Source organism: Micromonospora sp. CPCC 206061 (genome assembly GCF_036906915.1).
GTDB lineage: Bacteria > Actinomycetota > Actinomycetes > Mycobacteriales > Micromonosporaceae > Phytohabitans.
Window position 1 is genome coordinate 1 of record NZ_JBAKHX010000029.1, and the last position, 24,871, is coordinate 24,871.

Genomic DNA, 24,871 nt, shown 5'->3' on the forward strand with positions numbered 1-24,871 from the left:
CCCGGCGCCCGGCGCCCGGCGCCCGGCGCCCCGCGGGTCGTGCCCCGCGGGTCCGCCCCGCGCCCCGCGGCCGCGCCCCTTCCGTCGATCAAGGGCAGACGCACGTGGTTCGATCTCTTTTCCGCGTGCGTTTGCCCTTGATCGATGCGAAAGCCCTTGATCGAGGCATGCGGGGAGAGGCTGACGCTGGACCTAGCTCGCCGCCGCGCGCAGCGCCGCGAACTCGGCCGCCAGCGCGTCGAGCTGGAAGTGCGCGTTGAGCCCGCTCGGATTGGGCAGCACCCACAGCCCTGCTGGCCCGAGTGTTTCGGCCTGCCGTCCCACCGCGGCCTTTGGCCGCGCGAAGGCCGCCCGGTATGCGGTCACGCCCACTACCGCCACCCATCGAGGCCGGTGCCGGGCCACCTTGGCCGCCAGGATCTGGCCCCCCTCGACTAGCTCGGCGGCGGCCAGCTCGTCGGCGCGCGCTGTGGCCCGAGCCACCAGGTTCGTGATCCCCAACCCGTACTCCGGCAGTTTCCCCTGCTCAGCCGGGTCGAGCTGGCGCGGGGTGAAGCCGGCCCGGTGCAGTGCGGGCCAGAATCGGTTGCCCGGTCGCGCGAAATGGTGCCCGGTCGCACCCGAGTAAAGGCCCGGGTTTATCCCGCAGAAGAGCACGGCAAGATCGTCGCGGATCACGTCCGGGATGGTGCGGCCGGCTGCGGCGGCGACCTGGGATTTCGTGGGCCTCATCCCTTTATCGTTGCCGCTTGATCGACAGGAGGCCGACCCCCACGAGGACGGCCGCTGTGACGAGGAAAACGCACGCTGCTACCGCCAGGTGCCACGGTTCGAGCGTTGCCATGAGCGCACCCTATGGGGTCGGCGCCACCATTTCCCTGCGGGCGATTAGTCGATCAAGGGATTTCGTCGCGATCAAGGGCAAATGCACACGGAAAAGAGATCAAATCACGTGCGTTTGTCCTTGATCGGCGGGAGGAGGGGGCGAGACGGCGGGGAGCGGGAGGGGGTGAGACGGCGGGGAGCGGGAGAGGTGGGGACGGCGGGGAGTGGGGGAGTGGGGGGAGAGGGGAGGCGGGGGGTTAGAGGGAGCGGAGGACGGCTCCGTCTATGGGGATGGCGGCGCCGCTCACGTAGCTGGCCGCGGGGGACAGGAGGAAGGCGGCCACGCGGCCGAACTCGGCGGGGGCGCCGATGCGGCGTAGCGGGATGGAGGCCTCCGCCTCGGCGCGGGCGCTGTCGGCATCGCCCGTGGCGGCGAACAGCTCCCGGTTGCGGTCGGTCAGGAAGCGGCCCGGCAGCAGGCTGAACACCCGCACCCCGCGCGGCCCGTACTCGTCAGCCATGTCCTTGGCCACGCCCGCGAGACCCGGCCGCAGGCCGTTGGAGATGCCGAGACCTGGGATCGGGCCGCGCACCGACGTGGACAGCACGAACCCGATCGCGCCGCCCTCGCCGAGCGCACCGGCCACCGTGCGGGCCGCGCGGACGGCGCCGAGGAAGACCGTCTCGAACGAGTCGCGCCACTGGTCGTCGCTCACCTCGGCGGCGGTGCCGCGCGGCGGTCCGCCCACCGACAGCAGCGCTCCGTCGAGCCGGCCGAACCGTTCCTGGGCCGCAGCGACGAGGTGCCCGGCGGCGGCCGGGTCGCGGAGGTCGGCCGGTACGCCGAAGGCTCGGTCGCCGAGCTTTTCGCAGGCGGCGGCCACGCCGTCGGCTGAGCGTGCGGAGAGCACCACGCGGGCGCCGTCGGCCACCAGGCACTCGGCGGTGGCGAACCCCAAGCCGCGTGAGGCGCCGGTGAGGACGTACACCCGTTCGCTGAGTCCGAGGTCCATGAGGCCGATCGTGTCACGCGCGGCGGCGATGCCACCACCGACGGGGCGGCGTGCGGGAGGCCAGTTCAGCCGCCGCGGCGCCGGTGAGCGGGACGGATCGCGCCAGGTCCAGGCCGTCCTGCCACGCGCCCTGGGGTGGCCGGCCGTCGGCCCACTCGGCGAACACCTGGGGCCACCGCGCGCCGAACGACGCCGCCAGCAGCGGCCAGTGCCAGGCCACGTCGCCGGCCCGCTTGCGTAGCAGCGCGCGCCGGGCAGCCTCCACCAGTCGTGGGTCGAAGCCCTCCGGGATCGGCGCGCCAGCGACCAATGCGGCGACCAGCGCCGCTTGCCGCTCGCCAAGCCCACTCGCCACTCCGGCCCGCGCACCCTGATCGGTGTTCGCGGCCTGAGCAGGTGGCTCGGGTTGGCGACGGGCGGTGGTCATGTCACGGCCGGGTAGCCGGAGGCTGCCGCTATCGCGTCCAGCTCCGTGAGCAATGAGGAAGCGGGCGGGTAGGCGCCGTCGCGTTCCAACATCAGGGCCGGTGGGCGGCGCCGAGCGCACAGGGCCGTGACCAGGTCCAGCACGGGCTCCGGTACGGCGTGGGCGTGCGTGTCGTGGTAGATGCCGCCGTGCTCGTCGCCGCCGGCCACGTGGACGTACGCCACGCGGTCGAGGGGCAGGGCGTCGAGCAGTTCCGCCGGGTCGGTGCCGCGGTTGCGGGCGTTGGCGTACACGTTGGCGACGTCGAGGAGCAGCAGCGCCCCGGTGCGGTCGAGAATTTCCGTCAGGAACTCCGCCTCGGTCAGCTCATCGTCCGGCCAGTCGAAGAGCGCGGCGATCGGTTCCAGTGCGAGCGGCACCGGCAGCTCGGCCTGGGCTCGGGTGACGTTGGCGACGACCGCGTCGACGGCCTCCCGGCTACGCGGCAACGGCAGCAGGTGACCGGCTTCCAGGCCGCCGGCCCGCACGAACGCGATGTGCTCGCTGACCAGCGGCGCGCCCAGCCGATCGGCGGCGGTGGCGAGGCGGCGCACCCGGGCCGGGTCGATGGGCTCGGCGCCGCCGAGGGAGAGCCGCACGCCGTGCGGCACGACCGCCACGCCCCGGTCGCGCAGCGCCGTGAGCTGCGCCGGCAGCGGCCCCGTGGCGGGCACCGACTCGGCGATCACCTCGGTGAAGCGCAGCCCGGGCAGCTCGGCCACGAACCCGGAGATCTCTGGCCGCCACCCGATGCCGACTCCGTACATGCTCCCAGTGTGCGACCCGGCGTCACGTGCGCCGGACGGCCTCTTCGACCAGGTCGAGCACGCGGCCGAGGTCGCCCGCGGGGCGCCCCATGGCCAGGTGCAACACCAGCCCGTCGTACGCCAGCTCCAGGAACTGGGTCAAGACCTCAAGCGGTACGTCGTCGCGCAGCACCCCGGCCTCCCGTTGGCGGCGCAGGCGCTCGCGGGTCGCGTCGGTGATCGCGGCCGACCGCTGCGCCCACCGCTTGGCGAACGCCGGGTCGGTGCGCAGCCGGCGGGACACCTCGAGCTGGCTGCCGAGCCAGCCGGCGGTCTCGCTGGAGTCGGCGCGGGCGAGCAGGTCGCGCATGACCTGGACGAGGCCGTTGCGCGCGACGGTCTCGACCATGGCGACGGCGTCGTCCTCGGCGACGGCGAGGAAGAGCGAGTCTTTGTCGCGGAAGTGGTGGAAGATCGCGCCCCGGGACAGTCCGGTGGCCTCCTCCAGCCGGCGCACGGTGGCGCCCTCGTATCCGTGCCGGGCGAAACAGGCCCGCGCCGCGCCGAGGATCTCCTGGCGGCGTGCGTCAAGCTGGTCCTGGCTTACCCTGGGCACGCAGCGATCGTGTCATGACGACCCAGCACGGGGCAATCCGTACGTACGGCTTGGGTTATCCGCGGCGCCCGATCAGGAGCGCCTGAGCGCCCCGCCCCACCCGCCCGTCGCGGTCGAACAGCTCGGTCTCAGCCAGACCCACCCCGCTCGGGTCGAGCGTGCTGCGGGCGCGCATGCACATCCACTCGCCGGCCGGTTGCCGGTGCAGGTGGACGGTCAGCTCGGTGTTGATGAACAGCCACTCGTCCGAGTCGATCAGGCCGCTGACGCCGTTGCCGGAGTCCGCGAGGACCAGCAACCGCTGCAGGCCGCTCGGCTCCTCATCGGACACCAGCGGCACCCGCTGCCGGGCCCACACCACGGCCGGGCCGGGCACCTCGAAGTGCCCCTCGGCGAACCGCCACTCCAACGCCTTCAGGTATCCGACCTGCCACATCGACTGGGCGAAGCGCGTCTCGCCGTCCGGCAACGGCGGCGCGCTCTCCGGCGGTGGCAGGGTGAGGTCGAGCGGTGTGGTGCGCACCCGCCAGGCGCGAGCGCGAAGGACCGGGCGGTCGCCGGCGAGCAGGTCGGCCTCGACGAGCTCGACCGAGCGGCCCGGCCGGACCACCTGGGCGCGGGTGCGCACCTCAGCCACCGGGATCGCGGTGAGGATCTCGACGGTCAGGCGCACCACCTGGGCCGGGCCGGCCACTGTGGACGGTAACCGCTCGATGGCCCGGGCCAGCAGGGCGGCCGGCGGACCGGCGTGCTGCTGCCCGGGCACCCAGGGGCCCTGCGTGTGCGTGGTGGCGGCGAACGCGTCGTCGCCGGCCGGTTCGTAGAAGCTCATCGAGACGATTCTGGCAGGATCGCGTGATGCGTCCGATCACGGTGGCCGCGGTGCAGGCCGAGGCGGTGCCCGGCGATCTCGCGGGCGACGCGGCACGGGCAGCCGAACTGGCGCGGATCACCGCCGGCCAGGGGGCCACGCTGGCGGTACTCCCAGAGCTTTTCTTCCGGCCTATCACCCGCCGGGTCTGCGACGGCCGGCGACCGGCGTCGTTGCCGACGACGGCGGGTGGGTGGCGGACGCGCGCCTGGACCCGCTGCGCGCGGCGGCCCGCGAGCGCTGTACCCGAGCGGGTACGTGTGGGGTCGGCGCATCGGCGCGACGTGTCCTACGCGGCGCGAGCGCTCGGCAACACGATGTACGTGGTGTTCGCGAACTCGGTGGGCGGGGTGGAGCCGTGGCGGTTCAACGGTGGGGCGGCGATCTATGACCCGGAGGGGCGGCCGCTGGCGCGCGCGGGCCGACGCGGGTGAGCGGGTCGTGGTGGCGACGCTCGATGCCGATGATTTGGCACGGGTGCGCGGTGCGCACGCCATGCTCGCCGAGCACCGCTCTGACCAGGGCGGATGCCGGCCCGAGCGGATCGGCTGAGTTATCACACAGCTTGTTAACGATTCGGATCTGTTGTAAGGAGCAGGTGGTCACGTAGGGTGCGCGAGTGCCCCTCCTGCTCCTCGATCTGGACAACACCCTGCTCGACCGGGCAGGGGCGTTCGTGGGGTGGGCGAAGGGTTTCCTGAACGAGATCGGTGCGCCGCCGGCCGACCTCGACTGGCTGATCGCCATCGACGCCGATGGACTGACCGACCGGTGGGACGTGGCCGACGCGATCCGCGACCGGTACCGGCTGCGCATCCCATCGATCGACCTGGTCGACGAGCTCACCGAGGGGCTGGTCGAGCGGCTCACGCTCGACCCGCTGGTGGCGTGCGCGCTGCGGATCGCCGACGACGCGGGCTGGGTGCCGGTGGTGGTCACGAACGGTGCGAGCCGGCACCAGGACATCAAGATCAGGCGTACCGGGTTGGACCAGTACATCGCCGACTGGGTGATCTCCGAGGACGCGGGGGTGAGCAAGCCGAACCCGCGGATCTTCGCGCTCGCCGCGCAGCGCGTGCGGATGCGCCTGGCGGGAGCGTGGGTGATTGGCGACAGCCCCGAGGCCGACATCGGCGGGGCCGCCGCCATGGGGCTGCCGAGCGTGTGGCTGCACCGGGGGCGAACGTGGGTGGAGTCGCGGTTTCGGCCGACAAAGATCGCCGAGGGCGTGATCCCGGCGCTGGCGACGGTGCTCGCCACCGCTGGCGTCGCGCGGTACGCCTGAATAAATCGGTTGCGCCGGCTGGCTCCGTTGTAGCAGGGTCGTGGCCGGAATCTTCGGATCGAGTGGAAGGGGGTCGCGTAATGGTTGCCGTCGTCTCGCGCCTTCGCCTGCCCACTTTCGCTTCGAGCCAGGAGACTCCACCATGCCCCGTCGCCGCTTCGACGACGATGACTTTGACTTTGTGAAGCGGGGGCCGCGTTCTGCGGCCGCCTTCGATACCAACGCCGACACCGATGAGCCCGAGGCCGGTCATCGCTGGTCTACATGGGACGGTGCCGAGCATGGCCCCGAGCCACACCCCGACTGGCTGGTCATCGAGCTGGCCGCCGTCGACACCGAGCTGGGCGTCCTGAAGACCGGCAAGGAAGCCGACGTCCACCTCGTCGAGCGCGGGGTGCCCGGCACCGACCGGACGTGCCTGCTGGCCGCCAAGCGGTACCGCAGCCCCGAGCATCGGCTCTTCCACCGCGACGCGGGCTACCTGGAAGGGCGCCGGGTGCGGCGTTCCCGGGAGAACCGCGCGATGACGAACCGCACCTCGTTCGGACGGGAGATGATCGCCGGGCAGTGGGCGGCGGCGGAGTTCGCGGCGCTGTCGCGGCTGTGGGAGATCGGCACGTCGTACGGGTCGGTCTCCGTGCCCTACCCGGTGCAACTGCTCGGCACCGAGCTGATGCTGGAGTTCATCGGGCAGGACGGCGAGGCGGCGCCCCGGCTCGCGCAGCTGCGCCCCGAGGGCGCCGAGCGGGCGAGCCTGTGGGAGCAGCTCGTCGACGCGCTGGTGGTGCTGGCGCGGGCCGGTCTGGCGCACGGTGACCTGTCGCCGTACAACCTGCTGGTGCACCACGGGCGGCTGATATTGATCGACCTGCCGCAGGTGGTGGATGTGGTGGCGAACCCGCGCGGCCGGGAGTTCCTGGCCCGTGACGTGCGGGTGGTGTCGGACTGGTTCGCCGCGCGCGGCCAGGCTACCGATTCGGTCGCGCTGACCACGATGCTCCTGGCGGAGGCGGGCGTGCCGGCGTGAACCTTCGGCGGCGCCCGCTTCGTAGGCGGGCGCCGCCGATCGCGTTACTGGAGGTAGCCCTCCACCTCGCCGCGCGGGCGGACCTCCTCGTTCGCCGGGTCGCTGCCGGCCTCGCGCGCGGCGCGGCGGCGGCGCAGCAGGTCCCAGCACTGGTCGAGCGACTCCTCGACCTCGCGCAGCCGCGCGTGCTCCTCGTCCGTGGAGATCTGGCCGGCCTGGACCTGCGACCGGAGCCGGTGCTCCTCGTCGACGAGCTTGTTGATCTGGCTCAGGATCGTGGTGTCTTCCATGGTCAAAAGCCTACGAGCCGAGCATCTTGCGCAGGACGTACTGGAGGATGCCGCCGTGGCGGTAGTAGTCGGCTTCGCCAGGGGTGTCGATGCGGACGACCGCGTCGAACTCCACGCTGCTGTCGGTGGTGACCCGCACGGTGGCCGGCGTGTCGCCGTCGTTCAGGGCGACGACCCCGCTGATCGTGAAGGTCTCCTCGCCGGTGAGGCCGAGCGACTCAGCCGTCTCCCCGGCCGGGTACTGGAGCGGCAGCACACCCATGCCGATCAGGTTGGAGCGGTGGATGCGCTCGTACGACTCGGCGATGACCGCCCGGACGCCGAGCAGCATCGTGCCCTTGGCGGCCCAGTCCCGCGACGAACCCGACCCGTACTCCTTGCCGGCCAGGATCACCAGCGGCACGCCGGCCTCGGCGTACGCCACCGACGCGTCGTAGATCGTGGTCTGCTCGCCGGTGAGGTGGTTGACCGTGAAGCCGCCCTCGGTGCCCGGTACGAGCTGATTTCGCAGCCGGATGTTGGCGAACGTGCCGCGGATCATCACCTCGTGGTTGCCCCGGCGGGAGCCGTACGAGTTGAACTCGTGCCGCGGCACCCCGTGCGACGAGAGGTACTCCCCGGCGGGGGAGTCCGCCTTGATCGAGCCGGCCGGCGAAATGTGGTCGGTGGTGACCGAGTCGCCCAGCATCGCCAGTACCCGGGCACCGGCGATGTCGTTGACCGGCTGCGGCTCGCGGGCCATGCCCTCGAAGTACGGGGGCTTGCGCACGTACGTCGAGTCGGCGTCCCACGCGAACGTGTCGCCGGTGGGGGTGGGCAGCGACTGCCACCGCTCGTCGCCCGCGAAGACGTCCGCGTAGTCCCGCGTGAACATCTCGCTGGCGATCGCCTTGGCGATCACGTCTTCGATCTCGGTGGCGCTGGGCCAGATGTCCCGCAGGTACACCGGCTCGCCGTCGGACGAGGTGCCGAGCGGCTCGTTGGCCAGGTCGATGTCCATCGTGCCGGCCAGCGCGTACGCCACCACGAGCGGTGGGGACGCCAGGTAGTTCATCTTGACGTCGGGGTTGATCCGGCCCTCGAAGTTGCGGTTGCCGGACAGCACGGACACGACGCTCAGGTCGGCCTCGTTGACGGCCGCGGAGACCGCCTCGGGCAGCGGCCCGGAGTTGCCGATGCAGGTCGTGCAGCCGTATCCGACCAGGTGGAAGCCCAGCTTCTCCAGGTACGGCGTCAGGCCAGCCCGCTCGTAGTAGTCCATGACGACCTTGGAGCCGGGCGCCAGCGTGGTCTTGACCCACGGCTTGCGGGACAGGCCCTTGTCGACGGCGTTCCGAGCCAGCAGCGCGGCGCCGAGCATGACCTGGGGGTTCGAGGTGTTGGTGCAGGAGGTGATCGCGGCGATCACGACCGCACCGTGGTCGAGCTCGAACTCGGTGCCGTCGTCGCCCGTGACCGTGACCGGCTTGGACACGCGCCCGTTCGCACCCGCTGCGGCGGAGATCAGGTCGTGCGGCCGGTCGGCGGGGTCGTCGGCGTGGCCGGGGGTCGGCGAGTCGCTGGCCGGGAACGACTCGGCGCTCGCCTCGTCGGCTGGGCCTTCGACGTCGACGTAGTTCCTCAGCGCGCCGCGGAACAGCGTCTTGGCGTTGGCCAGCGGCACCCTGTCCTGCGGGCGCTTCGGGCCGGCGAGCGACGGCTCGATCGTCGACAGGTCGAGCTCGAGGCGCTCGGAGTAGTCGGGCTCGGCGTCCGGGTCGTGCCAGAGGCCCTGCCGCTTGGCGTACGCCTCGACGAGCGCCACCTGCTCCGCCGGGCGGCCGGTCAGCTCCAGGTAACGGATCGTCTCGGCGTCGATCGGGAAGATCGCGACGGTCGAGCCGTACTCGGGGGACATGTTGCCGATCGTGGCCCGGTTGGCCAGCGGCACCGCGCTCACGCCAGGCCCGTAGAACTCGACGAACTTGCCGACCACGCCGTGCTGGCGCAGCATCTCGGTGATCGTGAGCACCAGGTCGGTGGCGGTGGTGCCGGCGGGCATCTCGCCGTGCAGCTTGAAGCCCACGACGCGCGGGATGAGCATGGAGACCGGCTGGCCGAGCATCGCGGCCTCGGCCTCGATGCCACCCACGCCCCAGCCGAGCACGCCGAGACCGTTGACCATCGTCGTGTGCGAGTCTGTGCCGACGACGGTGTCGGGGTACGCCTGGCCGTTGCGCTCCATGATCGTGCGAGCCAGGTATTCGATGTTGACCTGGTGCACGATGCCGGTGCCCGGCGGCACGACCTTGAACTCGTTGAACGCCGTCTGCCCCCAGCGCAGGAACTGGTACCGCTCCTTGTTGCGCCCGTACTCCAGCTCGACGTTGCGCGCGAACGCGTCTGCGCGGCCGAAGAGGTCGGCGATGACGGAGTGGTCGATGACCAGCTCGGCGGGGGCCAGCGGGTTGACCTTGGTGGGGTCGCCCTGCAGGTCGCGCACCGCCTCGCGCATGGTCGCCAGGTCGACCACGCACGGTACGCCCGTGAAGTCCTGCATCAGCACCCGGCTCGGCGTGAACTGGATCTCCACGCTCGGCTGCGCGGTCGAGTCCCAACCGCCGAGCGCGCGGATGTGGTCGGCGGTGATGTTGGCGCCGTCCTCGGTGCGCAGCAGGTTTTCCAGGAGGATCTTCAAGCTGTACGGCAGGCGCGCGTGCCCGTCGACCTTGTCAATCGTGAAAATCTCGTAGCTCGCGTCTCCAACGCGTAGCTCGGTTTTCGCGCCGAAGCTGTCGAGACTAGCCACGTCGCACTCCTTCCCGCCGAGGTCCCGCCAACAGTCTTTCGCACCCGTCGCAGCGGCGCCGGGTGAGGTCGGGCTTACATTTAAACCGTACGTCCGTCTTGCTAGTCAGCGCAACTCTGCCACGACCTTGGCTCGATGTCGACGTCCACCGAGCTGTTCCACCACGTCGTCGGGCACCGCGAAGCCGGTGGCGGTCTTGCCGCCAGTTCGATCGTCGTCCGGAACCTCATATGGCGCAGTCTAGAGGGGGTTTGGGAGCGGTCCCCGGCGGCAAATCTTTGCGCCGTGAAGACCGAACTGGACGTGCTCGCGGATTTCTTCAATCAGTACGGCGCCGCGCTGACCGCGGGCGACGTTCCGGGGATCGCCGCCTGCTACGCGATGCCGGGCGTGGTGGTGTCCGACAACTACAGCTTCGCGTTCAACACCCCGGTCGCGGTGGCGCTGTCGTTCCTCGGCGCCTCGCCGGAGTACCAGGAGCGGGAGTTGGTCGCCGCGCACGCGCAGATCCGCGAGACACAGCGATTGACGGGCGCGTTGACGCTTGTCGCGGTCGAGTGGGAGTACCTGGACAGCCAGGGACGGGCGGCGCGAGGCGAGCGGTACCGGTACCTGATCAGGATGGCGGACCGGGGACCGCTGATCTGCGCGGTGATCCCGGGATAATTGGTGGGTGCGGTCATCGGGCGATCTGACGAAGTCGTGGGCGCACTGGATCGACCGGTCCACCGTGGCCTGGCGGACCGGACCCACCGACGGCAAGCGCTACGACCTCGTGGTGTCGCCGCGAGGCGAGTTGTCCATCGTGGACGGAGCTCTCACCGGCTCTCATATTGAGATACCGCTGACCGCCAGGCGTAACGGCTTGAGCGAGGCGCAGCGGCGACGCTTCCCCCATCTGCGCAACTACCAGTCCTTCGCCGTTTCGCGTGCCTCCGTCAAGGACGCGTTGCGTGGCCAGCTCGTCGTGACCGAGCGGGACCACGAGGGCACCCTGCTCGCCGCCACCGGCGTACAGACACCGGGCGTGCTCGACGACCTGTACCCCGGCGCGGCGACCGCCTCGCTCGGGCCCACGCTCCACGGTGACCGTCGGCGTCGGGCGCCGACCCGAAGTCGGTGCTCGACCAGATCGTGCCCGGGTACTACCACCGGCTCCTGCCCGACGGCTCGATCGCCACCTCCACGTGCTGCTCCAACACCGCACCGGAACACGCGATGATGGGCAGGCTCGTGGTCGACTCCGTGTCGACCTGGGCCCGGCAGTACAAGGTGGACGGTTTCCGCTTCGACCTGATGGGCCACCACCCGCGCGAGAACATCCTGGCCGTGCGGCGCGCCCTCGACTCGCTCACGGTGGCCCGGGACGGCGTCGACGGCGGGGCGATCCTGCTGTACGGCGAGGGTTGGGACTTCGGAGAAGTAGCCGGCGGTGCCCGGTTCGTGCAGGCGACCCAGGCCAACATGGCCGGCACCGGCGTCGGCACGTTCAACGACCGGCTACGCGACGCGGTGCGCGGCGGTGGCCCGTTCGACGCCAACCCGCGCGTGCAGGGCTTCGCGTCCGGGCTGTACACCGACCCGAACGGCGACCCCGTCAACGGCTCGCCTTCCGAGCAGCGCGCCCGCCTTTTGCTTCAGCACGACCTCATCAAGGTGGGGCTGGCCGGCAATCTGGCCGGGTACCGGTTCACCGACTCGTCGGGCCGGGCGGTGACCGGCGCCGACGTGGACTACAACGGCTCGCCGGCCGGGTACACGGCCGCGCCCGGCGAGTCCGTCACGTACGTCGACGCGCACGACAACGAGATCCTGTACGACGCGCTGGCGTACAAGCTGCCGCCCGCCACCTGCGCGGCCGACCGGGCGCGGATGCAGGTACTGGCACTGTCCACTGTGGTGTTCGGGCAGGGGATCGGGTTCATGACGGCCGGCTCGGAGCGGCTGCGCTCGAAGTCTCTCGACCGCAACTCGTACAACTCCGGGGACTGGTTCAACCAGATCCGCTGGGACTGCGCGGACGGCAACGGGTTCGGCGCCGGGCTCCCGCCGGCCGCCGAAAACCAGCCCACGTGGGCGTACGCCCGGCCGCTGCTCGCCGACCCGGCGCTGGTGCCGGACTGCGCGGCGATCGCCCTCACCGAGGCCCGGTACCGCGAACTGCTGCGCATCCGCGCCTCGTCGCCACTGTTCTCTTTGGCGACGGCGGCCGAGGTGCAGCGCCACCTGTCGTTTCCGCTCTCCGGCCCCGACGAGACCCTCGGCGTCCTGACCATGCGCCTGGGCGACCAGGTCGTCATCTTCAACGCCACGCCCGCGGCGTCCACCCAGATGGTGCCGGCGCTGCGCGGCGCCCCGCTCGCCCTGCACCCGGTCCTGCGCGAGTCGGCCGACCCCGTGGCCCGCACAGCGACCTTTACCGCGGCGACCGGCGTCTTCACCGTGCCGCCGCGTACCGTGGCGGTCTTCCGGTAGGGCGTCATGCACGGTGCCCGAAGGTGCGCGGCCGACGGGAGAGGGGCGTGCCTCGCTAGGGGAGGCGGGGGGCGGACTCGCGTTGGGCGGCAAGCCAGGCCTCCACCTCGGCGGCCTGGCGAGGGAGACCGGCCGAGAGGACCACCGCGCCGGCCGGGGTCACCAGGACGTCGTCTTCGATGCGGACGCCGATGCCGCGTAGTTCGGCCGGGACCAGGTCGTCGTCGGGCTGGAAGTAGAGGCCGGGCTCGACGGTGAGCACGTAGCCCTCGTCGAGTTCGCCGTCGCGGTACTTCTCCTTGCGGGCCTTCGCGCAGTCGTGCACGTCGATGCCGAGCATGTGGCCGAACCCGTGCAGCGTCCACCGGCGGTACACGGTGGACTCCTTGTCGAGCGCCTCGTCGACGCTCACCGGCAGCACGCCCAGGTCGGCGAGGCCCTCAGCGAGCACCCGCATGCACGTCTGGTGTACCTCGCGGAACTTCACGCCCGGCTTGATCACGTCGATGCCGGCCTGCTGCGAGGCGTACACGATGTCGTAGACCTGCTTCTGGAGCGGGCTGAACGCGCCGGAGACCGGCACCGTACGGGTCACGTCGGCGGTGTAGAGGTGCCGGTTCTCCACGCCCATGTCCATGAGCAGCAACTCGCCGGGGCGGGTGACGCCGGTGTTGCGTACCCAGTGCAGGACGGTCGCGTTGGCGCCGGCGCCGACGATCGAGTTGTATCCGACGTCGTTGCCGTCGTGCCGGGCGCGTAGCCCGAAGATGCCTTCGAGCAGCCGCTCCGGGACGCTCCGGTCGGCCGGGAGGACCCGGGCCACGTCTTCGAACCCGCGTACCGTCGCGTCGATCGCGTCCTGGAGCTGGGCGAGCTCCCACTCGTCCTTGACCAGCTTCAGCTCGGCGATCACCTCGGCGAGCCCGCGGTCGCGGGCGCCCGCCTCGTCGGTGTCGTAGGGCCGGACGGCCGTGTCGACGGTGGTGTCGAGCCCGCGCAGGACCCGGGTGCGGGCGGGCGCGCAGGCGGCCAGGGCGGCGGGTAGGTCGGTCAGCGGCGCGGTGCGCAGACCCAGCTCGGTGGACTTCTCAGCCAGCGTGTGGCGGCGACCGACCCACAGCTCGCCGTCGCGGCTGCGGAAGAACTCGTCGGTGTCGCGCGGCGCGCGGTGCCGCGTGTAGAGGACGGCGTCGCCGTCGGGGTGCATCAGCAGCACGCTGCCGGGGTCGTGGTCGCCGGTCAGGTACGCGAAGTCGCTGCCGGGCCGGAAGTGGTACCCGGTGTCGTTGGCGCGGACCTTTTCGGGGCCGGTGGGGATGACCAGTGTCTCGCCCGGGAAGGCAGCGGAGACGGCGGCCCGGCGGCGGGCGTGGTGGGTTGCCTCGGGCCGGGGCTGGACGTCCAGCGAGCCGTCGCGCCAGCCGGTCTTCATGAAGGCGAGGAGCGCCTCGGGGTAGTCCGGGTCGTGCGACTCCGTCCGTGCCTCCGCCTTTACAGCCTCTTTGTCCATAACTTGACCGCTCCCGTTCGCGAACGTTGCCCGGCTCCGACGGTACCTCGTGGGAGAATCGGGCTATGTGCGGACTTTTGGCTTTTTTCTCCACGAATCACGACGCAGCGGGCCATCAGGAGGCCATCGCCGGAGCGCTGGAGAGCCTGCACCACCGGGGGCCGGACGAGACCGGTGTCCAACTCGTCGACACCGACGCGGTCTTCGCGCACAAGCGGCTGTCGATCATCGACGTCGAGCACAGCCACGAGCCGCTCTCCTACGCCGACGGCCGCTACCTGTTGACCTTCAACGGCGAGATCTACAACTACCTGGAGCTGCGTGAGGAACTGGCCCGCGAGTTCGGGGCCGAGTTCGCCACCCAGGGCGACGGTGAAGTGATCGTGGCCGGGTACCACCACTGGGGCGAGCGGGTGCTGCCCAAATTGCGGGGGATGTTCGCGTTCGTCATCTGGGACCGCGAGGAGCGGCGCGCGTTCGGAGCCCGCGACTACTTCGGGATCAAGCCGCTGCACTACCTGGTGACGGCCGATGGCCTGTACGTCGGCTCGGAGAAGAAGTCGCTGCTGCCGTTCGCCGCCGGCGCGGGCATCGACACCGGCAGCCTGTCGCACTACCTGACGCTCCAGTACGTGCCGGAACCTGGCACCCTGCACGAGGGGATCATGCGAGTCGGCTCGGGTGAGCTGTTCACCTGGACCGCCGCGGGCGGGCTCGACCTGCGCCGCTGGTACCGGCCCACCTTCCGGCCCACCCCGGTGACCGAGCCGGAACGCGTCTACGAGCGGATCCGCGAGACACTGCGCGAGAGCGTCCGGCTGCACATGCGCGCCGACGTGCCCGTGGGCGCCTTCCTGTCCAGCGGCATCGACTCGACCGCCGTGGTGGCGCTCGCCCGCGAGTTCAACCCGAACATCCTCACGTTCACCGTCGGGTACGACGTCGACGGGTACTCGGAGATCGAGGTGGCCCAGGACTCGGCGCGGCACCTCGGCGTCACCACGATCCCGACCCGCATCGGGCCCCAGGAGATGATGGACGCCCTGCCGAAGATCGTCTGGCATCTCGACGACCCGGTGGCCGACCCGTCTCTCGTGCCGCTCTACTTCGTCGCGAAGAAGGCCGCCGAGCACGTCACCGTGGTGCTCTCCGGTGAGGGCGCCGACGAGTTCTTCGGCGGATACACCATCTATCGTGAGCCCCTCTCGCTCAACGCCGTACGCAGCCTGCCCGACCCCATGCAGCGTGGCCTGCGCGCGATGTCCAAAGTGATTCCCGAAGGCGTCAAGGGCAAAAGCTTCCTCGAGCGCGGCACCACGCGGATCGAGGAGCGGTACTACGGCAACGCCCGGATGTTCAACGAGCAGGAGAAGCGCGGGCTGCTGCGCCGCAACGACCAGGGCGTCCGGTACACGGACGTGACCGCGCCGATCTACGCCGAGTGCGTCGACCTCGACGACGTGACCAAGATGCAGTACGTCGACCTGTTCACCTGGCTGCGCGGCGACATCCTCGTCAAGGCCGACCGGATCTCCATGGCGCATTCGCTGGAGGTGCGGGTGCCCTACCTGGACCGTGAGGTCTTCGACGTGGCCGCCACCCTGCCGGTCGACTTGAAGCTGCCCCCGCGCTCCGACGCCACCAAGTACGCGATGCGCCAGGCCCTGCGCGGCATCGTCCCACCGGCCATCGTGGACCGCCGGAAACTCGGATTCCCGACACCGACCCGGGTGTGGTTGCGCGGCGAGATGTACGAGTGGGCGCGGCACATCCTGGCCACCTCGGCGGCCGGTGACCTGCTCGACCTGGGGTACGCCGCACGCCTGCTCGACGAGCATCGGCGCGGCGAGGCCGACCACTCCCGCAAGGTGTGGACGGTTCTCGTATTCTGTGTCTGGCACGCGATCTTCATCACGGGCTCGCTTGATCCGGGGATCCAGCGCAACCAATCAGCCCTGCTCACCAAGCCTGTTGTCGGTTCCATGGTGGCGTAGGGGTGAACTGGGGTCACCAGATCCTGATCCGTGCGGTTAGCTCTTACGTAGTAGGCTGACGTGGTTGGCCTGAGACCGGACCCTGAGGGTGTCACTATGAAGGCTGGGACGGCTTGGCCGTGCACAGTGGTGGGGTCGCGCCATGACTGACGTCAAGGTCCGCCGGGAAAATGACCAACACCCTTGGGATAGGTTCGACTCCGAGGCGTACTTCAAGAAGAACTACGCCTCCATGCGCGACGACGACCGGCAGATCCTCCAGCGGATGGCCGAGTTCTTCTCCGCCCACCTTGAGCCCGGCCAGCGCCGCTACGGTCTGGATGTCGGACCGGGTACCAACCTCTACCCGGCGCTGACGATGCTGCCGTTCTGCGAGAGCATCTTCTTGTGGGAGCGGTCCCTCCCCAACATCACCTGGCTCCGGGCGGAGACCCAAAGGTTCCGTCCCTCTTGGGATGCGTTCTGGGGGCAGTTGAACCGATTTCGCAAGGGACGCGCACAGGGCGACCCACGCCTGCGGCTCGCCCGCAGCGCGCGACTCTGCCGAGGCAGCATCTTCGACCTTCCCGAGCACAGCTGGGACATGGGCACGATGTTCTTCGTCGCCGAGTCGATCACCTCAGACTATGCCGAGTTTCGCGAGGCGACGCGGGCTTTTGTGCGATCCCTGAAGCCGGGTGCGCCGTTCGTCGCCGCCTTCATGGAGGAGTCGAAAGGTTACCGGGTCGGCTCATACGATTTTCCCGCCGTTCCGGTTACTATCGACGACATACGCGAATGCCTGTCTGATGTCGCCGACTCCAAAGTGGAGAGGATCATCAGCGATGATCCCCCTCTTCGCGACGGATACAGCGGCATGCTCCTAGCGTTGGGACTGGCTCGCTAGACGTGAAATAACGCCTCGCCGGGATGGTGGTCGCGACAGATGAGGATGCAGCCGCGACAGCAATTGCTTGAGGTCTGGCGGGCCACGGCCCGGTCATCCGCGAAAAACGGCAAATGGATCTGGGGCGGTCGCGACGGCGCCAACTCGATCAGCGATGCCGAGCAGCTCCTGTGCCTGATGATTCCGGCCACCGGCGTCGAGTCGTTCAAGCTCGACCAGCCCAACGCCACCGAGGAGCACGTCGCGGCGGCCCTGCGCAATCTGGGCGACCCGATGGAGATTCCGCAACGGCTGGTGCGGGTGCTCACGGAGTACATGGAGCGATACACCGACACCGACGGCACGCCGGTCTTCTCGGGCGACACCTACTTCCGCACGGTGGATCCCGAGGACGAGCCCACTGCCGCACAGACCGCCCTCGACGTGGTCGACTCCTTCGCCATGTCGGTCACGCTGGCCCTCGCGACGGTCGGCTTCCTGCGCGTCTTCCGTTCCGAACTGCGCCGTGAAGACATCCGGCGCGAGGTCGACAAGCTGGAAAAGCTGGCCAGCAAGCGTCTCACCGCCGCGATGATCGGTCTGCTCCGGAGCTTCACGGTGTACGTGTTCGACGCCGACTCCCGCGAGGGCCGCGCGTTGGTCCGCACCGCCAACCAGAGTGGACTGCCGCCCCGGCAGGTCGTCGAGCGGCTGCGACGGGCACTGCGCCAGGTCAGCGCCACCCTCCGCGAGGTCACGATCGGTTCGGGTGCCGCGCAGGTGCCCGACCTCGACAATCCAAACAGGCTTTTCGAGTGCGGCTGGTCCTGGGGCATCGCCAAGGACGCGCCGGTGGTCGACGTCGGCGACGATGTGGGCGTGCAGCGCGACGGTGTCGCCCAGGCCGCGCCGTACCTGTACTTCACGGTGGTGGCGCTCGACGGCATCGCGGCGCTCTTCTCCGAGCGCACACGCATCCTCGGCCTGCTCAACGAGGAGCAGCAGCGCCTCGCCCGAGCGCTCCAGATCCGATGGGACCTCACCCAGCAGTACTGGTCGACGATCGCGAGCTTCGACCCGGTGCGATGGCCGCTGGAAGACATTCCGTGGCGCACCAACGACGAGCTGGAAAACGACTACTTCAGCCTCCTGGTGACGGCCGTGACCGTGCAAGACCTCGTCAGCCGCCAGGCGTCCGACGTCGAGCTGGAGCGGGTCGGCCGGGTCCTCGAAGAGCTGGCCAACCGGGGCCGCATCACGCGGCGCCCGCTCGGCACCGACTCCGCCATCGCTATGCACGCGCCGGGCGTACGCTTCGACCTGCTCGGCAGCGACGACCCTGGTGGGCCGCAGCTCGCCTGGGTCGTCTCCGACTTCTCGCCGCTGCTGCTGAAGCGCACGATCCAGGTGGCAGGGCTCGCCCGCGACACCGAGCTGCGCGGCCGGCTGCTCGCCCAGGCCGACGTGATCTGGGACCACCTGGAGCGGCGGCGCCTCAAGAGCGGTCCCGGGCACGCGCTGTGGGACCAGCCCTCCGGCGTCTTCAGCCAGGTCGACAGCCACGGCGACCAGCCATCCTGGTACTACACCGAACGCGTGGTCGAGTGCCTGGTGACCGCGGCCAACCTGGTCAGCCGGGCGCCGCTGCGCAGTGAGATGCTCTCCGAGCTGGCCACCGAGCTGCTCAACGAGGCCGACCACCTCTTCGACCGCGAGCTGCTGGGCGGCGCGGGCGAGGCGGGCCCGGCCCTACGCAACTCGCTGCAGACCGCCCGGGCCAGCCTGCGCCGGGCGCGCGACGTGCTGGGCGACCGGCCGGGCACCGCGTTCGTCCTCGCCAGCGACGTGCTGCGCGAGCTGGAGCAGCTCGCCGCGGCGCGCCAGGACGTCTTCGAGGTGGAGTAGATGCTGGTCCTCGCCACCTCCGACAAGGGCGGCACCGGGCGCTCGGTGACCAGCAGCAACGTCGCGTACCGGCGGTCGTTGCAGGGCAGCGACGTGTGCTACCTCGACTTCGACTTCGGCTCGCCCACCGCTGGCACGATCTTCAACGTCGACTCGGCGGCGCGCGGCACCACCGAGGGCGGCCTCCACTCGTACCTGCAGGGCCGCATCTCCGAGCCGCAGATGCTCGACGTGTGGACCCAGTCCGACCGGCCCAGCCTGCGGCACCGGCCACCCGGCGCGGGCCGGCTGGTGCTGCTGCCCGGTGACAGCGGAGGTGGCGAGTTCTCGGTCAACCACGAGGTGGTGCAGCGGTGCATCCGGCTGCTGCGCCGGCTCGACGAGGAGTTCGACCTCTGCCTGCTCGACCTGAGCGCCGGTCGGTCGTACGCGACCGAGATGGTGCTGGCCGCGACGGCCGAGCCGGAGATGCGGGCGGTGACCGCCCGCTGGCTGGTCTTCCACCGCTGGACCCGCCAGCACATCATCGCGGCGTCCGGCCTGGTGTACGGCGAACGCGGCATCATCGAGGCGGGCCGGGTCTGGGGGCACGAGCAGCAGGAGCTGATGGACTCGATCAGGTTCGTGCGCACTGCGGTCGTCGACCCCAACTCGGTCGAGCTCGCCGGTCTGCGGCCGTCCCAGGTCGCCTGGCTGCGCGACTGCAACCGCGATCTGCAGGAGCTGGCGAGCCAGCGCAAGGTCGGGCGCACCACGATGCTCGGCGTGATCCCTCTCGACCCGGTGCTCCAATGGCGCGAGCAGCTGATCTCCGACAACGACGTGTACGCCCGCCAGATCGCAAACCGGGAGACGGTCGACGCGTTCGACTCACTGGCCAAGCGACTGACGGAGGACGCCGCGTGGGAGACGCTCTAGCTGACGCGGTGTTCCGCGAGGCGGCCGCCGAGCGGCGGGTCAAGCGCGTCCCCCTGTCGCACCTGTCGATCGAGCTGGGCCACCTGTACATGGAGGACTTCCTCGCTGGCCCGGAGCGGCTGCGTGCGCTCTTCGCGCAGGTCGCGCCGTGGGCCGCGACGGCGCGCCAGGCGGCCACCGCGACCGGTAAGGCGCGCATCAGCACCTGTTTCCTCATCGACGACTACTTCAGCCGCTTCAAGTCGCCGGCTCAGGTGATCCCCGACGTGCTCGACGCGGCCCGCGGGTGCGGGCTCGAAATCGACTACGTGGCGCGCGAGTCCTCGTGTGTGGAGGCCGGAGACGTCCCGCTCGCCAGGCTGGTGGAAGACCGGCTGGTGCCCGATCCGCCGCCGGAGACCAACGGCTCCCGCCCGCCGGTCACCGAGAGCGGCTGGCTGTGCAACGGGCAGCGGTCACCCGTCAGCGGCGCGATGGAGGCGATGGGCGGCTTCCGCAGGTGGGCGCCGCCGGTGCAGAACGCCGCCAACCGGCACTCCATCTTCGTTGACGTCGAGCTGTGGGACGAAGGTCCGCGCGGGCGCACGTGGTCGTGCCCGTACCTGGCCGCCGTGTGGCAGTTGCTGCGGCTCGGCATGCTGCGCAACGAGGGCGAGCCGGTCGCGGTGCCCGAGCCGTCCACAGGGGAGTTTCCGGACGACTGGGATCGGCTGCCCGCGGTGGTCAAGATAAACCCGAAGGCGGCGCCGTTCAGCGCCTACCGCACGCTGTCGGTCCTGGCAAACCGGTTCCTGCCGATCGAGGTGGCGGTGCGCACGATCCTCAGCCAGGTGTGGCCCGACCCCGAGGTGTCGCGACAGGTGGCCGCCGCGGCCGAGCGCGACGCCGTCGACCTCCCCGACGAGTTGGTCGGCCGCGTCCAGTACGTCTTCACGTGACCGCCTAGGTGACCCCGGCGGACGAGTTCCACAGCTCTTCGAACTGGCGGATCAGGTCGCGCACCCGGCTCTCGCGCCGCACCAGGCGGGTGTTGACGATCGTCGGCTTGTGGTCACCCTCCATTCTGGACGCCGGCGTCGTCTCGTAGCTGATCTCCTTGTCGAAGAGCACGAAGTCGAACAGCGAGCTCTTGCGCAACCGAGGGTTGGTGGTCGGGTCGAGGACGCGCACCTCGATGCCGATCTCGTTCTGCCGGCTGCACTCGGCCAGCAGCCCGGAGTCTTTGGCCAGGTCGGGCTGGTCGACGATGAACACCCGCCGGACGCGAACCCCGCGACGGATCGCGTCGCGCTGCGCCTCCAGGTAACGCTGCCCCAGGTCACTGACCCACAGCCCGTCGTCGGTGAACCGGGCGCCACCGGCGTCGACGGTGGTGAGGCTGGTGGCGTCGATGGTGATGCGGGCGTTGCGCGCCAGGCCCAGCAGCCAGTCGCGGTCTTCCCCGTCGTACGTGACGTCGGAGCCGGCGCCCAACTCGCGCAGGAACGCCGATATCCGGCCGATCTCGGACTGGGCGAACTCGTACACGATCGGCGGGCACGTCGGGTCGATGCGGGTGGAGTGCCGCACGAGCTGTGTCACCAGATCGGTGCGGACCGCCGACGCCTCGACCAGCCCGAACAGCTCCGTCGCCTCGTTGATTTTGGAGAACTTCTCCTCCACCAGCTTTTCGATGGTGTGGAACTTGTCTTGCACGAACGCCTCGGTGCGCGAGGAGTGCTCGCTGAGGCCGTCCTCGACGGCGGAGAGCCGGTTGTCGAACTCGGTGAGGAAGTCGACCATCAGCGTCACGCCGGCGACGAAGGCGGACAGCAGGATCGCGTAGATCTCCGGCTGGTCGGCGAGGTTACCGATGAAGTACGCCAGGCCACCAGTGAGCAGCGTGAGCACGACCTTGCGGATGATGCGGCCGCGTACGTCGACGGGCCTCATGGCCGCGCCCCGCCCCGCGCCGCGTCGCTCAACAGGGCCACCGTGCTCGCCGCCACCTGGTCGCGGATGCGGTTGACCGAGGCCTCCCACTGCCGCGTCAGCCCGGGGCGGCGCTCGACGGCGTCCCAAATGGACCGGTCGACGCGCGCTGCTGGCATCCACAGGTGCAGCACATGGTCGATCGCTGGGCCGAACCGCCGGACGAGCTGGGCGCGGTCGACGGCGCCGATGTCGCTGCCCTCGATGAGCCCCTGGAGGCAGGTCAGCAGCCAGTCGTGCAGTGCCAGGTCTTCACACACCTCTGCGATGTCGGCGAGATTTCGACCGTCGAGCGGCAGGCGTAGCGTGCGCAGCCCGCGCTCCTCGATGCCGAACTGGATGAAGGCTTCTCCCCGGGGCGCGACAGCGGCCCAGCGCAGCTTGGAGCGGCTGGTGCGAAGCGGTGCCCGCTGGTCGAGGTGCTCGGAGGTCTGCACCTCGTGCATCACGTCGGTGCAGATCGCGCCCAGATCAAGGCTTTCGGGTGGGTGCCCCTCGGAGAGGAACCCGTCGGCCAGGTCGCTCCAGTCGACCTTGCCGAGCGTCTCCAGGACGCCGGGGCGGGCGAGGTAGTGCGGCCAGGACAGCCGGCGATCGGCGGCGCTGCCGGTCACGGACACGAACGCGGATCCTTGCAACACATGCCCGCCGGTGATCGCGGCGCGCGCGGCGACGGTGCCGATCGCGCGATGCCGCGACCCGGATGCCGAGGTCAGGCGGCAGTCGATGCCGCGCAGACGCTCGGGCGAGACCGCGTACTGCACGGGTCGCTCGGAGCGGCGCACGCGTTCGCCCTGGATCAGGGCGAGGATGTGCGCGCACCGGTCGCGGGACACCGACGTCGAGTTGCGCAGGAATCCGGTGTGGACCTCGCCCAGTGTGAGCATCGCACCACCATTTCGACCCGGCGACGAATCAATCGATTGGATCGCATGGTATGCGGTTTGCGCAACCTGTCGGGCACTCTCCGTATTCCTCGATCGACAGATGCCAGTTAATGTCATCCTCGTGACATTCGCCTTGGTGGACGTACTCGTGATCGGCGCCGGGGTTTCCGGCTTGACCACCGCTGTGTGCCTGGCCGAGGCCGGCTACGCGGTCCGGGTGTGTGCCACCCGGCTGCCTCGTGACACCACCTCCTGCGCCGCGGGAGCCCTGTGGGGTCCGTACCTTGTGGAAGAAGACAATCGGGTCGAACGGTGGAGTTTCGAGACCAGGCTCGCGCTCGAGCTTCTGGACGGTGCCGGTGCCGGCGTCCGCCTGGTCCGCGGCGTCGAGGCCGCACGCTCCACTGTGGATCCGCCCAGCTGGGCGACCACGCTCGACGGCTTCGCCGTGTGCCGCCCGGACGAGCTGCCCACCGGATACGCCAGTGGCTGGTGGTACCGGGCGCCGATCGTCGACATGCCGACCTACCTGGACTACCTGACGAGGCGGCTCGCCGTGGCCGGCGGCAAGCTGGAGATCGGGACGGTGACCTCGCTCGACGAGGCCACCACGCAGGCGCCGATCGCCGTCAACTGCACCGGATCGGGTGCCATCACGCTCGTGCCGGACGCAGACGTCACACCCATCAGCGGCCAGCTCGTCGTCGTCGACAACCCCGGTATCGAACGCTTCTTCGCCGAGTACGACCATGGGCCCGAGCTGACGTACATCTTCCCGCACGGCGACAACGTCGTGCTCGGTGGCACGGCGCTGCCCGGCAGGTCCGACACCACACCGGATCCCGTCGCCGCGGCGGCCATAGTGAGCCGCTGCGCCGCCGTCGAGCCACGGCTGGCTGATGCGCCGGTTCGGGACGTGCGGGTCGGTGTGCGCCCCAGCAGGCCCATGGTGCGGCTGGAGTGCGTCGAGATGGCCGGCCGCCACCTCATCCACAACTACGGCCACGGCGGCTCCGGGGTCACCCTCTCCTGGGGCTGTGCCCGAGATGTCCTCGCCATCGTCAACGAGCTGGCGTGAAAAGGGGGCCGCACATGGCGGCCCCCTTTCGCGGTTCCTGTTACGCGACCGAGCAGCTCACTGTCGGCGCGCCACTGCCGTTCGCCACGAAGCCGAACGTCGTCGACGCGTTCGCGTTCAACGCGCCGTTGTAGTTGGCGTTGCGTACCGTGAGGTTCGGTGCGGTGCCCGTCATCGTGCCGCTCCACAGGTTGCTGACGCTCTGGCCGCTGCCCAGCGTCAGCGCCACGGACCAGCCGGGAATCGCGGCCGTGCCGGTGTTGGTCACCGTCACCTCACCCTGGAAGCCGCCGTTCCACGTGCTCGTCGAGCGGTACGTCGCCGAGCAGGCGCCGGTGCCAGGGTTCGGCCCGGGGCTCGTGGTCGTCGGGTTGGGGCCCGGCGTCTGGGTGCCCTGGCCGGGGCCGATGCCCGTGACCTCACCGTTGCCGCCGTCGAAGACCACGTCGGAGCAGTTGAAGAAGTTCTCGGCGCTGTCCGAACGCACCCACCGGGAGTAGATGATGTGCCGGCCGCTCTTACCCGCCGGCAGCGTCCCGTTGAAGTAGTAGTGGCCGTCGTTGCTGCCGACCGCGCCGCGCTGCGGCGGGTTGGTCACCGTCAGGAACGGCTGCGACTCCAGGTCGCTCCACGCGAGCGGCCTGGTCGGGCTCCAGTTGTTGTTGGTCACGTAGAAGTAGAACGTGCCCGGGTGGTGGGCCCAGTTGCTGTACCGGAACTCCATCGTGCGTCCGGCCGTGAGGTGCGTCGTCGGCCAGTCGGTGCGCGCCAGGTTGTACGCCGAGAACGTCGTGTTGCCGCCGCTGCACAGCTGCCCGTCCGGCACGAAGCCGGTCGTGCGGCCGGCCGCGTCGGAGCGCAGCACGCCGAACCAGTTGTACAGCGGGTTGGCGCCACCCTGGGCCACCGCCGCCTGACACGCGGGGTTGTTCGGAATTATCTGGCCGGTGGACGAGAGGCCGTCCTGCCAGCAGAGGCGGGTACGGCTGCCCGGAATGATCGCGGCGCCGTGCGCGTCGGCAGCGTCCGGCGTGATCACTGTCAGCACGCCGACCGCCATGACAGCGGCCGCGGCGGCTGCCGCAGCTCTGCGTAGGAGTTTCACCTTTGGTCTCCCTTATGTTGGTGGGAATCGCGGAAGGGAGATGCAGACGGTGGCACGCGGGCTTCGCGCACCGTCCGATCTCGGACGCACGCGCCTCTCAACATGGCCCTAACCCGGCAAACGTCGACGGCGCGTCAGCCCTCACGCCGTCGGCATCGACATTGCACCATGAATCGATTACATCGGCAATAGTCGACCGTCGATGCGAATGTTACGGCTTCCAGGCACGCGAACAC

At 70.1% G+C, this 24,871-nt stretch carries 21 protein-coding genes and 2 pseudogenes; 11 read left to right on the forward strand and 12 right to left on the reverse strand.

Features of this window, described 5'->3' with window-relative positions:
* Positions 1 to 192 precede the first annotated feature (192 nt).
* The 6 genes and pseudogenes from mug to V6V89_RS20280 all read right to left on the reverse strand — a co-directional run bounded on the left by mug (position 193) and on the right by V6V89_RS20280 (position 4,498).
* Positions 193 to 732: a G/U mismatch-specific DNA glycosylase gene (mug, locus tag V6V89_RS20255; RefSeq protein WP_334620741.1), complete on the reverse strand. Its 540-nt coding sequence runs from the start codon at positions 730 to 732 to the stop codon at positions 193 to 195.
* 350 nt (positions 733 to 1,082) lie between these two features.
* A complete protein-coding gene (locus V6V89_RS20260; protein ID WP_334620742.1) occupies positions 1,083 to 1,838 on the reverse strand; it encodes an SDR family oxidoreductase in 756 nt (251 codons plus the stop codon).
* 79 nt (positions 1,839 to 1,917) lie between these two features.
* A pseudogene (locus V6V89_RS20265) lies at positions 1,918 to 2,193 on the reverse strand (hypothetical protein); the annotation flags it as partial.
* A gap of 68 nt (positions 2,194 to 2,261) precedes the next feature.
* On the reverse strand, positions 2,262 to 3,071 hold the full coding sequence (locus V6V89_RS20270) for a DUF692 domain-containing protein (protein WP_334620743.1): 810 nt from the start codon (positions 3,069 to 3,071) through the stop codon (positions 2,262 to 2,264).
* A 22-nt stretch (positions 3,072 to 3,093) separates the two neighbouring features.
* Entirely contained in the window at positions 3,094 to 3,666 is a 573-nt protein-coding gene (locus V6V89_RS20275) for a TetR/AcrR family transcriptional regulator (protein ID WP_334620744.1), read from the reverse strand.
* Positions 3,667 to 3,721: 55 nt separating this feature from the next.
* The gene (locus V6V89_RS20280; RefSeq protein ID WP_334620745.1) at positions 3,722 to 4,498 is read right to left on the reverse strand and encodes a thioesterase family protein; all 777 of its coding nucleotides are present in this window, start codon (positions 4,496 to 4,498) and stop codon (positions 3,722 to 3,724) included.
* Between the two features lie 26 nt (positions 4,499 to 4,524).
* On the opposite strand from V6V89_RS20280, the gene V6V89_RS20285 reads away from it, so the two are divergent.
* The 3 genes from V6V89_RS20285 to V6V89_RS20295 all read left to right on the forward strand — a co-directional run bounded on the left by V6V89_RS20285 (position 4,525) and on the right by V6V89_RS20295 (position 6,849).
* A complete protein-coding gene (locus V6V89_RS20285; RefSeq protein ID WP_334620746.1) occupies positions 4,525 to 4,971 on the forward strand; it encodes a nitrilase-related carbon-nitrogen hydrolase in 447 nt (148 codons plus the stop codon).
* A 185-nt stretch (positions 4,972 to 5,156) separates the two neighbouring features.
* Positions 5,157 to 5,822, forward strand: a complete 666-nt coding sequence (locus V6V89_RS20290) for an HAD family hydrolase (RefSeq protein WP_334620747.1) — start codon at positions 5,157 to 5,159, stop codon at positions 5,820 to 5,822.
* Positions 5,823 to 5,964: 142 nt separating this feature from the next.
* Positions 5,965 to 6,849 carry a serine protein kinase RIO gene (locus V6V89_RS20295; RefSeq protein WP_334620748.1) on the forward strand — a complete coding sequence of 295 codons (885 nt, stop codon included), beginning with the start codon at positions 5,965 to 5,967 and terminating at the stop codon, positions 6,847 to 6,849.
* 44 nt (positions 6,850 to 6,893) lie between these two features.
* On the opposite strand, the gene V6V89_RS20300 is transcribed toward V6V89_RS20295, so the two are convergent.
* Both V6V89_RS20300 and V6V89_RS20305 read right to left on the reverse strand, forming a co-directional pair.
* Positions 6,894 to 7,139 (reverse strand): DUF2630 family protein, encoded by a 246-nt coding sequence (locus V6V89_RS20300; protein WP_334620749.1) that lies wholly within the window; start codon positions 7,137 to 7,139, stop codon positions 6,894 to 6,896.
* Positions 7,140 to 7,149: 10 nt separating this feature from the next.
* Positions 7,150 to 9,927, reverse strand: a complete 2,778-nt coding sequence (locus V6V89_RS20305) for an aconitate hydratase (protein ID WP_334620750.1) — start codon at positions 9,925 to 9,927, stop codon at positions 7,150 to 7,152.
* A 285-nt stretch (positions 9,928 to 10,212) separates the two neighbouring features.
* On the opposite strand from V6V89_RS20305, the gene V6V89_RS20310 reads away from it, so the two are divergent.
* Together V6V89_RS20310 and V6V89_RS20315 are read left to right on the forward strand one after the other, a co-directional pair.
* Complete coding sequence (locus V6V89_RS20310; RefSeq protein ID WP_334620751.1) at positions 10,213 to 10,593, forward strand: hypothetical protein; 381 nt, start codon at positions 10,213 to 10,215, stop codon at positions 10,591 to 10,593.
* Positions 10,594 to 10,615: 22 nt separating this feature from the next.
* A pseudogene (locus V6V89_RS20315) lies at positions 10,616 to 12,402 on the forward strand (alpha-1,6-glucosidase domain-containing protein); the annotation flags it as partial.
* Positions 12,403 to 12,457: 55 nt separating this feature from the next.
* Here the strand turns inward: V6V89_RS20315 and V6V89_RS20320 are convergent.
* Positions 12,458 to 13,912: an aminopeptidase P family protein gene (locus tag V6V89_RS20320; protein WP_334620752.1), complete on the reverse strand. Its 1,455-nt coding sequence runs from the start codon at positions 13,910 to 13,912 to the stop codon at positions 12,458 to 12,460.
* A gap of 65 nt (positions 13,913 to 13,977) precedes the next feature.
* Between V6V89_RS20320 and asnB the strand changes: the two genes are divergently transcribed.
* The 5 genes from asnB (at position 13,978) to V6V89_RS20345 (ending at position 20,532) form a co-directional block, all read left to right on the forward strand.
* Entirely contained in the window at positions 13,978 to 15,906 is a 1,929-nt protein-coding gene (gene asnB / locus V6V89_RS20325; RefSeq protein WP_334620753.1) for an asparagine synthase (glutamine-hydrolyzing), read from the forward strand.
* A gap of 142 nt (positions 15,907 to 16,048) precedes the next feature.
* Positions 16,049 to 16,792, forward strand: coding sequence for an SCO2525 family SAM-dependent methyltransferase (locus tag V6V89_RS20330; RefSeq protein WP_334620754.1), 744 nt, complete (start codon positions 16,049 to 16,051; stop codon positions 16,790 to 16,792).
* Positions 16,793 to 16,831: 39 nt separating this feature from the next.
* The gene (locus V6V89_RS20335) at positions 16,832 to 18,676 is read left to right on the forward strand and encodes an SCO2524 family protein (RefSeq protein WP_334620755.1); all 1,845 of its coding nucleotides are present in this window, start codon (positions 16,832 to 16,834) and stop codon (positions 18,674 to 18,676) included.
* Positions 18,677 to 19,594, forward strand: a complete 918-nt coding sequence (locus V6V89_RS20340; protein WP_334620756.1) for an SCO2523 family variant P-loop protein — start codon at positions 18,677 to 18,679, stop codon at positions 19,592 to 19,594. It abuts the gene before it with no gap.
* Positions 19,579 to 20,532 carry an SCO2522 family protein gene (locus V6V89_RS20345; RefSeq protein ID WP_334620757.1) on the forward strand — a complete coding sequence of 318 codons (954 nt, stop codon included), beginning with the start codon at positions 19,579 to 19,581 and terminating at the stop codon, positions 20,530 to 20,532. Before V6V89_RS20340 ends, V6V89_RS20345 begins: the two co-directional genes overlap by 16 nt.
* A 4-nt stretch (positions 20,533 to 20,536) precedes the next feature.
* On the opposite strand, the gene V6V89_RS20350 is transcribed toward V6V89_RS20345, so the two are convergent.
* Together V6V89_RS20350 and V6V89_RS20355 are read right to left on the reverse strand one after the other, a co-directional pair.
* The gene (locus V6V89_RS20350; protein ID WP_334620758.1) at positions 20,537 to 21,526 is read right to left on the reverse strand and encodes a DUF6879 family protein; all 990 of its coding nucleotides are present in this window, start codon (positions 21,524 to 21,526) and stop codon (positions 20,537 to 20,539) included.
* Positions 21,523 to 22,452 (reverse strand): SCO2521 family protein, encoded by a 930-nt coding sequence (locus tag V6V89_RS20355; protein ID WP_334620759.1) that lies wholly within the window; start codon positions 22,450 to 22,452, stop codon positions 21,523 to 21,525. The genes V6V89_RS20350 and V6V89_RS20355 overlap by 4 nt, the downstream gene beginning before the upstream one ends.
* A 121-nt stretch (positions 22,453 to 22,573) precedes the next feature.
* Here V6V89_RS20355 and V6V89_RS20360 point away from each other — a divergent pair, with 121 nt between their 5' ends.
* Positions 22,574 to 23,530 (forward strand): FAD-dependent oxidoreductase, encoded by a 957-nt coding sequence (locus V6V89_RS20360; protein WP_334620760.1) that lies wholly within the window; start codon positions 22,574 to 22,576, stop codon positions 23,528 to 23,530.
* Between the two features lie 40 nt (positions 23,531 to 23,570).
* Here V6V89_RS20360 and V6V89_RS20365 read toward each other — a convergent pair whose 3' ends face one another.
* Positions 23,571 to 24,590 carry a lytic polysaccharide monooxygenase auxiliary activity family 9 protein gene (locus V6V89_RS20365; protein WP_334620817.1) on the reverse strand — a complete coding sequence of 340 codons (1,020 nt, stop codon included), beginning with the start codon at positions 24,588 to 24,590 and terminating at the stop codon, positions 23,571 to 23,573.
* Between the last annotated feature and the right edge of the window lie 281 nt (positions 24,591 to 24,871).

Coding starts and splice junctions, on each gene's coding strand:
- V6V89_RS20300 (WP_334620749.1), bottom strand. CDS start 7,139: ATGGAAGACACCACGATCCTGAGCCAGATCAACAAGCTCGTCGACGAG.
- V6V89_RS20330 (WP_334620754.1), top strand. CDS start 16,049: ATGACTGACGTCAAGGTCCGCCGGGAAAATGACCAACACCCTTGGGAT.
- V6V89_RS20340 (WP_334620756.1), top strand. CDS start 18,677: ATGCTGGTCCTCGCCACCTCCGACAAGGGCGGCACCGGGCGCTCGGTG.
- V6V89_RS20285 (WP_334620746.1), top strand. CDS start 4,525: ATGCGTCCGATCACGGTGGCCGCGGTGCAGGCCGAGGCGGTGCCCGGC.
- V6V89_RS20320 (WP_334620752.1), bottom strand. CDS start 13,912: ATGGACAAAGAGGCTGTAAAGGCGGAGGCACGGACGGAGTCGCACGAC.
- V6V89_RS20295 (WP_334620748.1), top strand. CDS start 5,965: ATGCCCCGTCGCCGCTTCGACGACGATGACTTTGACTTTGTGAAGCGG.
- mug (WP_334620741.1), bottom strand. CDS start 732: ATGAGGCCCACGAAATCCCAGGTCGCCGCCGCAGCCGGCCGCACCATC.
- V6V89_RS20350 (WP_334620758.1), bottom strand. CDS start 21,526: ATGAGGCCCGTCGACGTACGCGGCCGCATCATCCGCAAGGTCGTGCTC.
- V6V89_RS20260 (WP_334620742.1), bottom strand. CDS start 1,838: ATGGACCTCGGACTCAGCGAACGGGTGTACGTCCTCACCGGCGCCTCA.
- V6V89_RS20365 (WP_334620817.1), bottom strand. CDS start 24,590: ATGGCGGTCGGCGTGCTGACAGTGATCACGCCGGACGCTGCCGACGCG.
- V6V89_RS20280 (WP_334620745.1), bottom strand. CDS start 4,498: ATGAGCTTCTACGAACCGGCCGGCGACGACGCGTTCGCCGCCACCACG.
- asnB (WP_334620753.1), top strand. CDS start 13,978: ATGTGCGGACTTTTGGCTTTTTTCTCCACGAATCACGACGCAGCGGGC.
- V6V89_RS20270 (WP_334620743.1), bottom strand. CDS start 3,071: ATGTACGGAGTCGGCATCGGGTGGCGGCCAGAGATCTCCGGGTTCGTG.
- V6V89_RS20335 (WP_334620755.1), top strand. CDS start 16,832: ATGAGGATGCAGCCGCGACAGCAATTGCTTGAGGTCTGGCGGGCCACG.
- V6V89_RS20355 (WP_334620759.1), bottom strand. CDS start 22,452: ATGCTCACACTGGGCGAGGTCCACACCGGATTCCTGCGCAACTCGACG.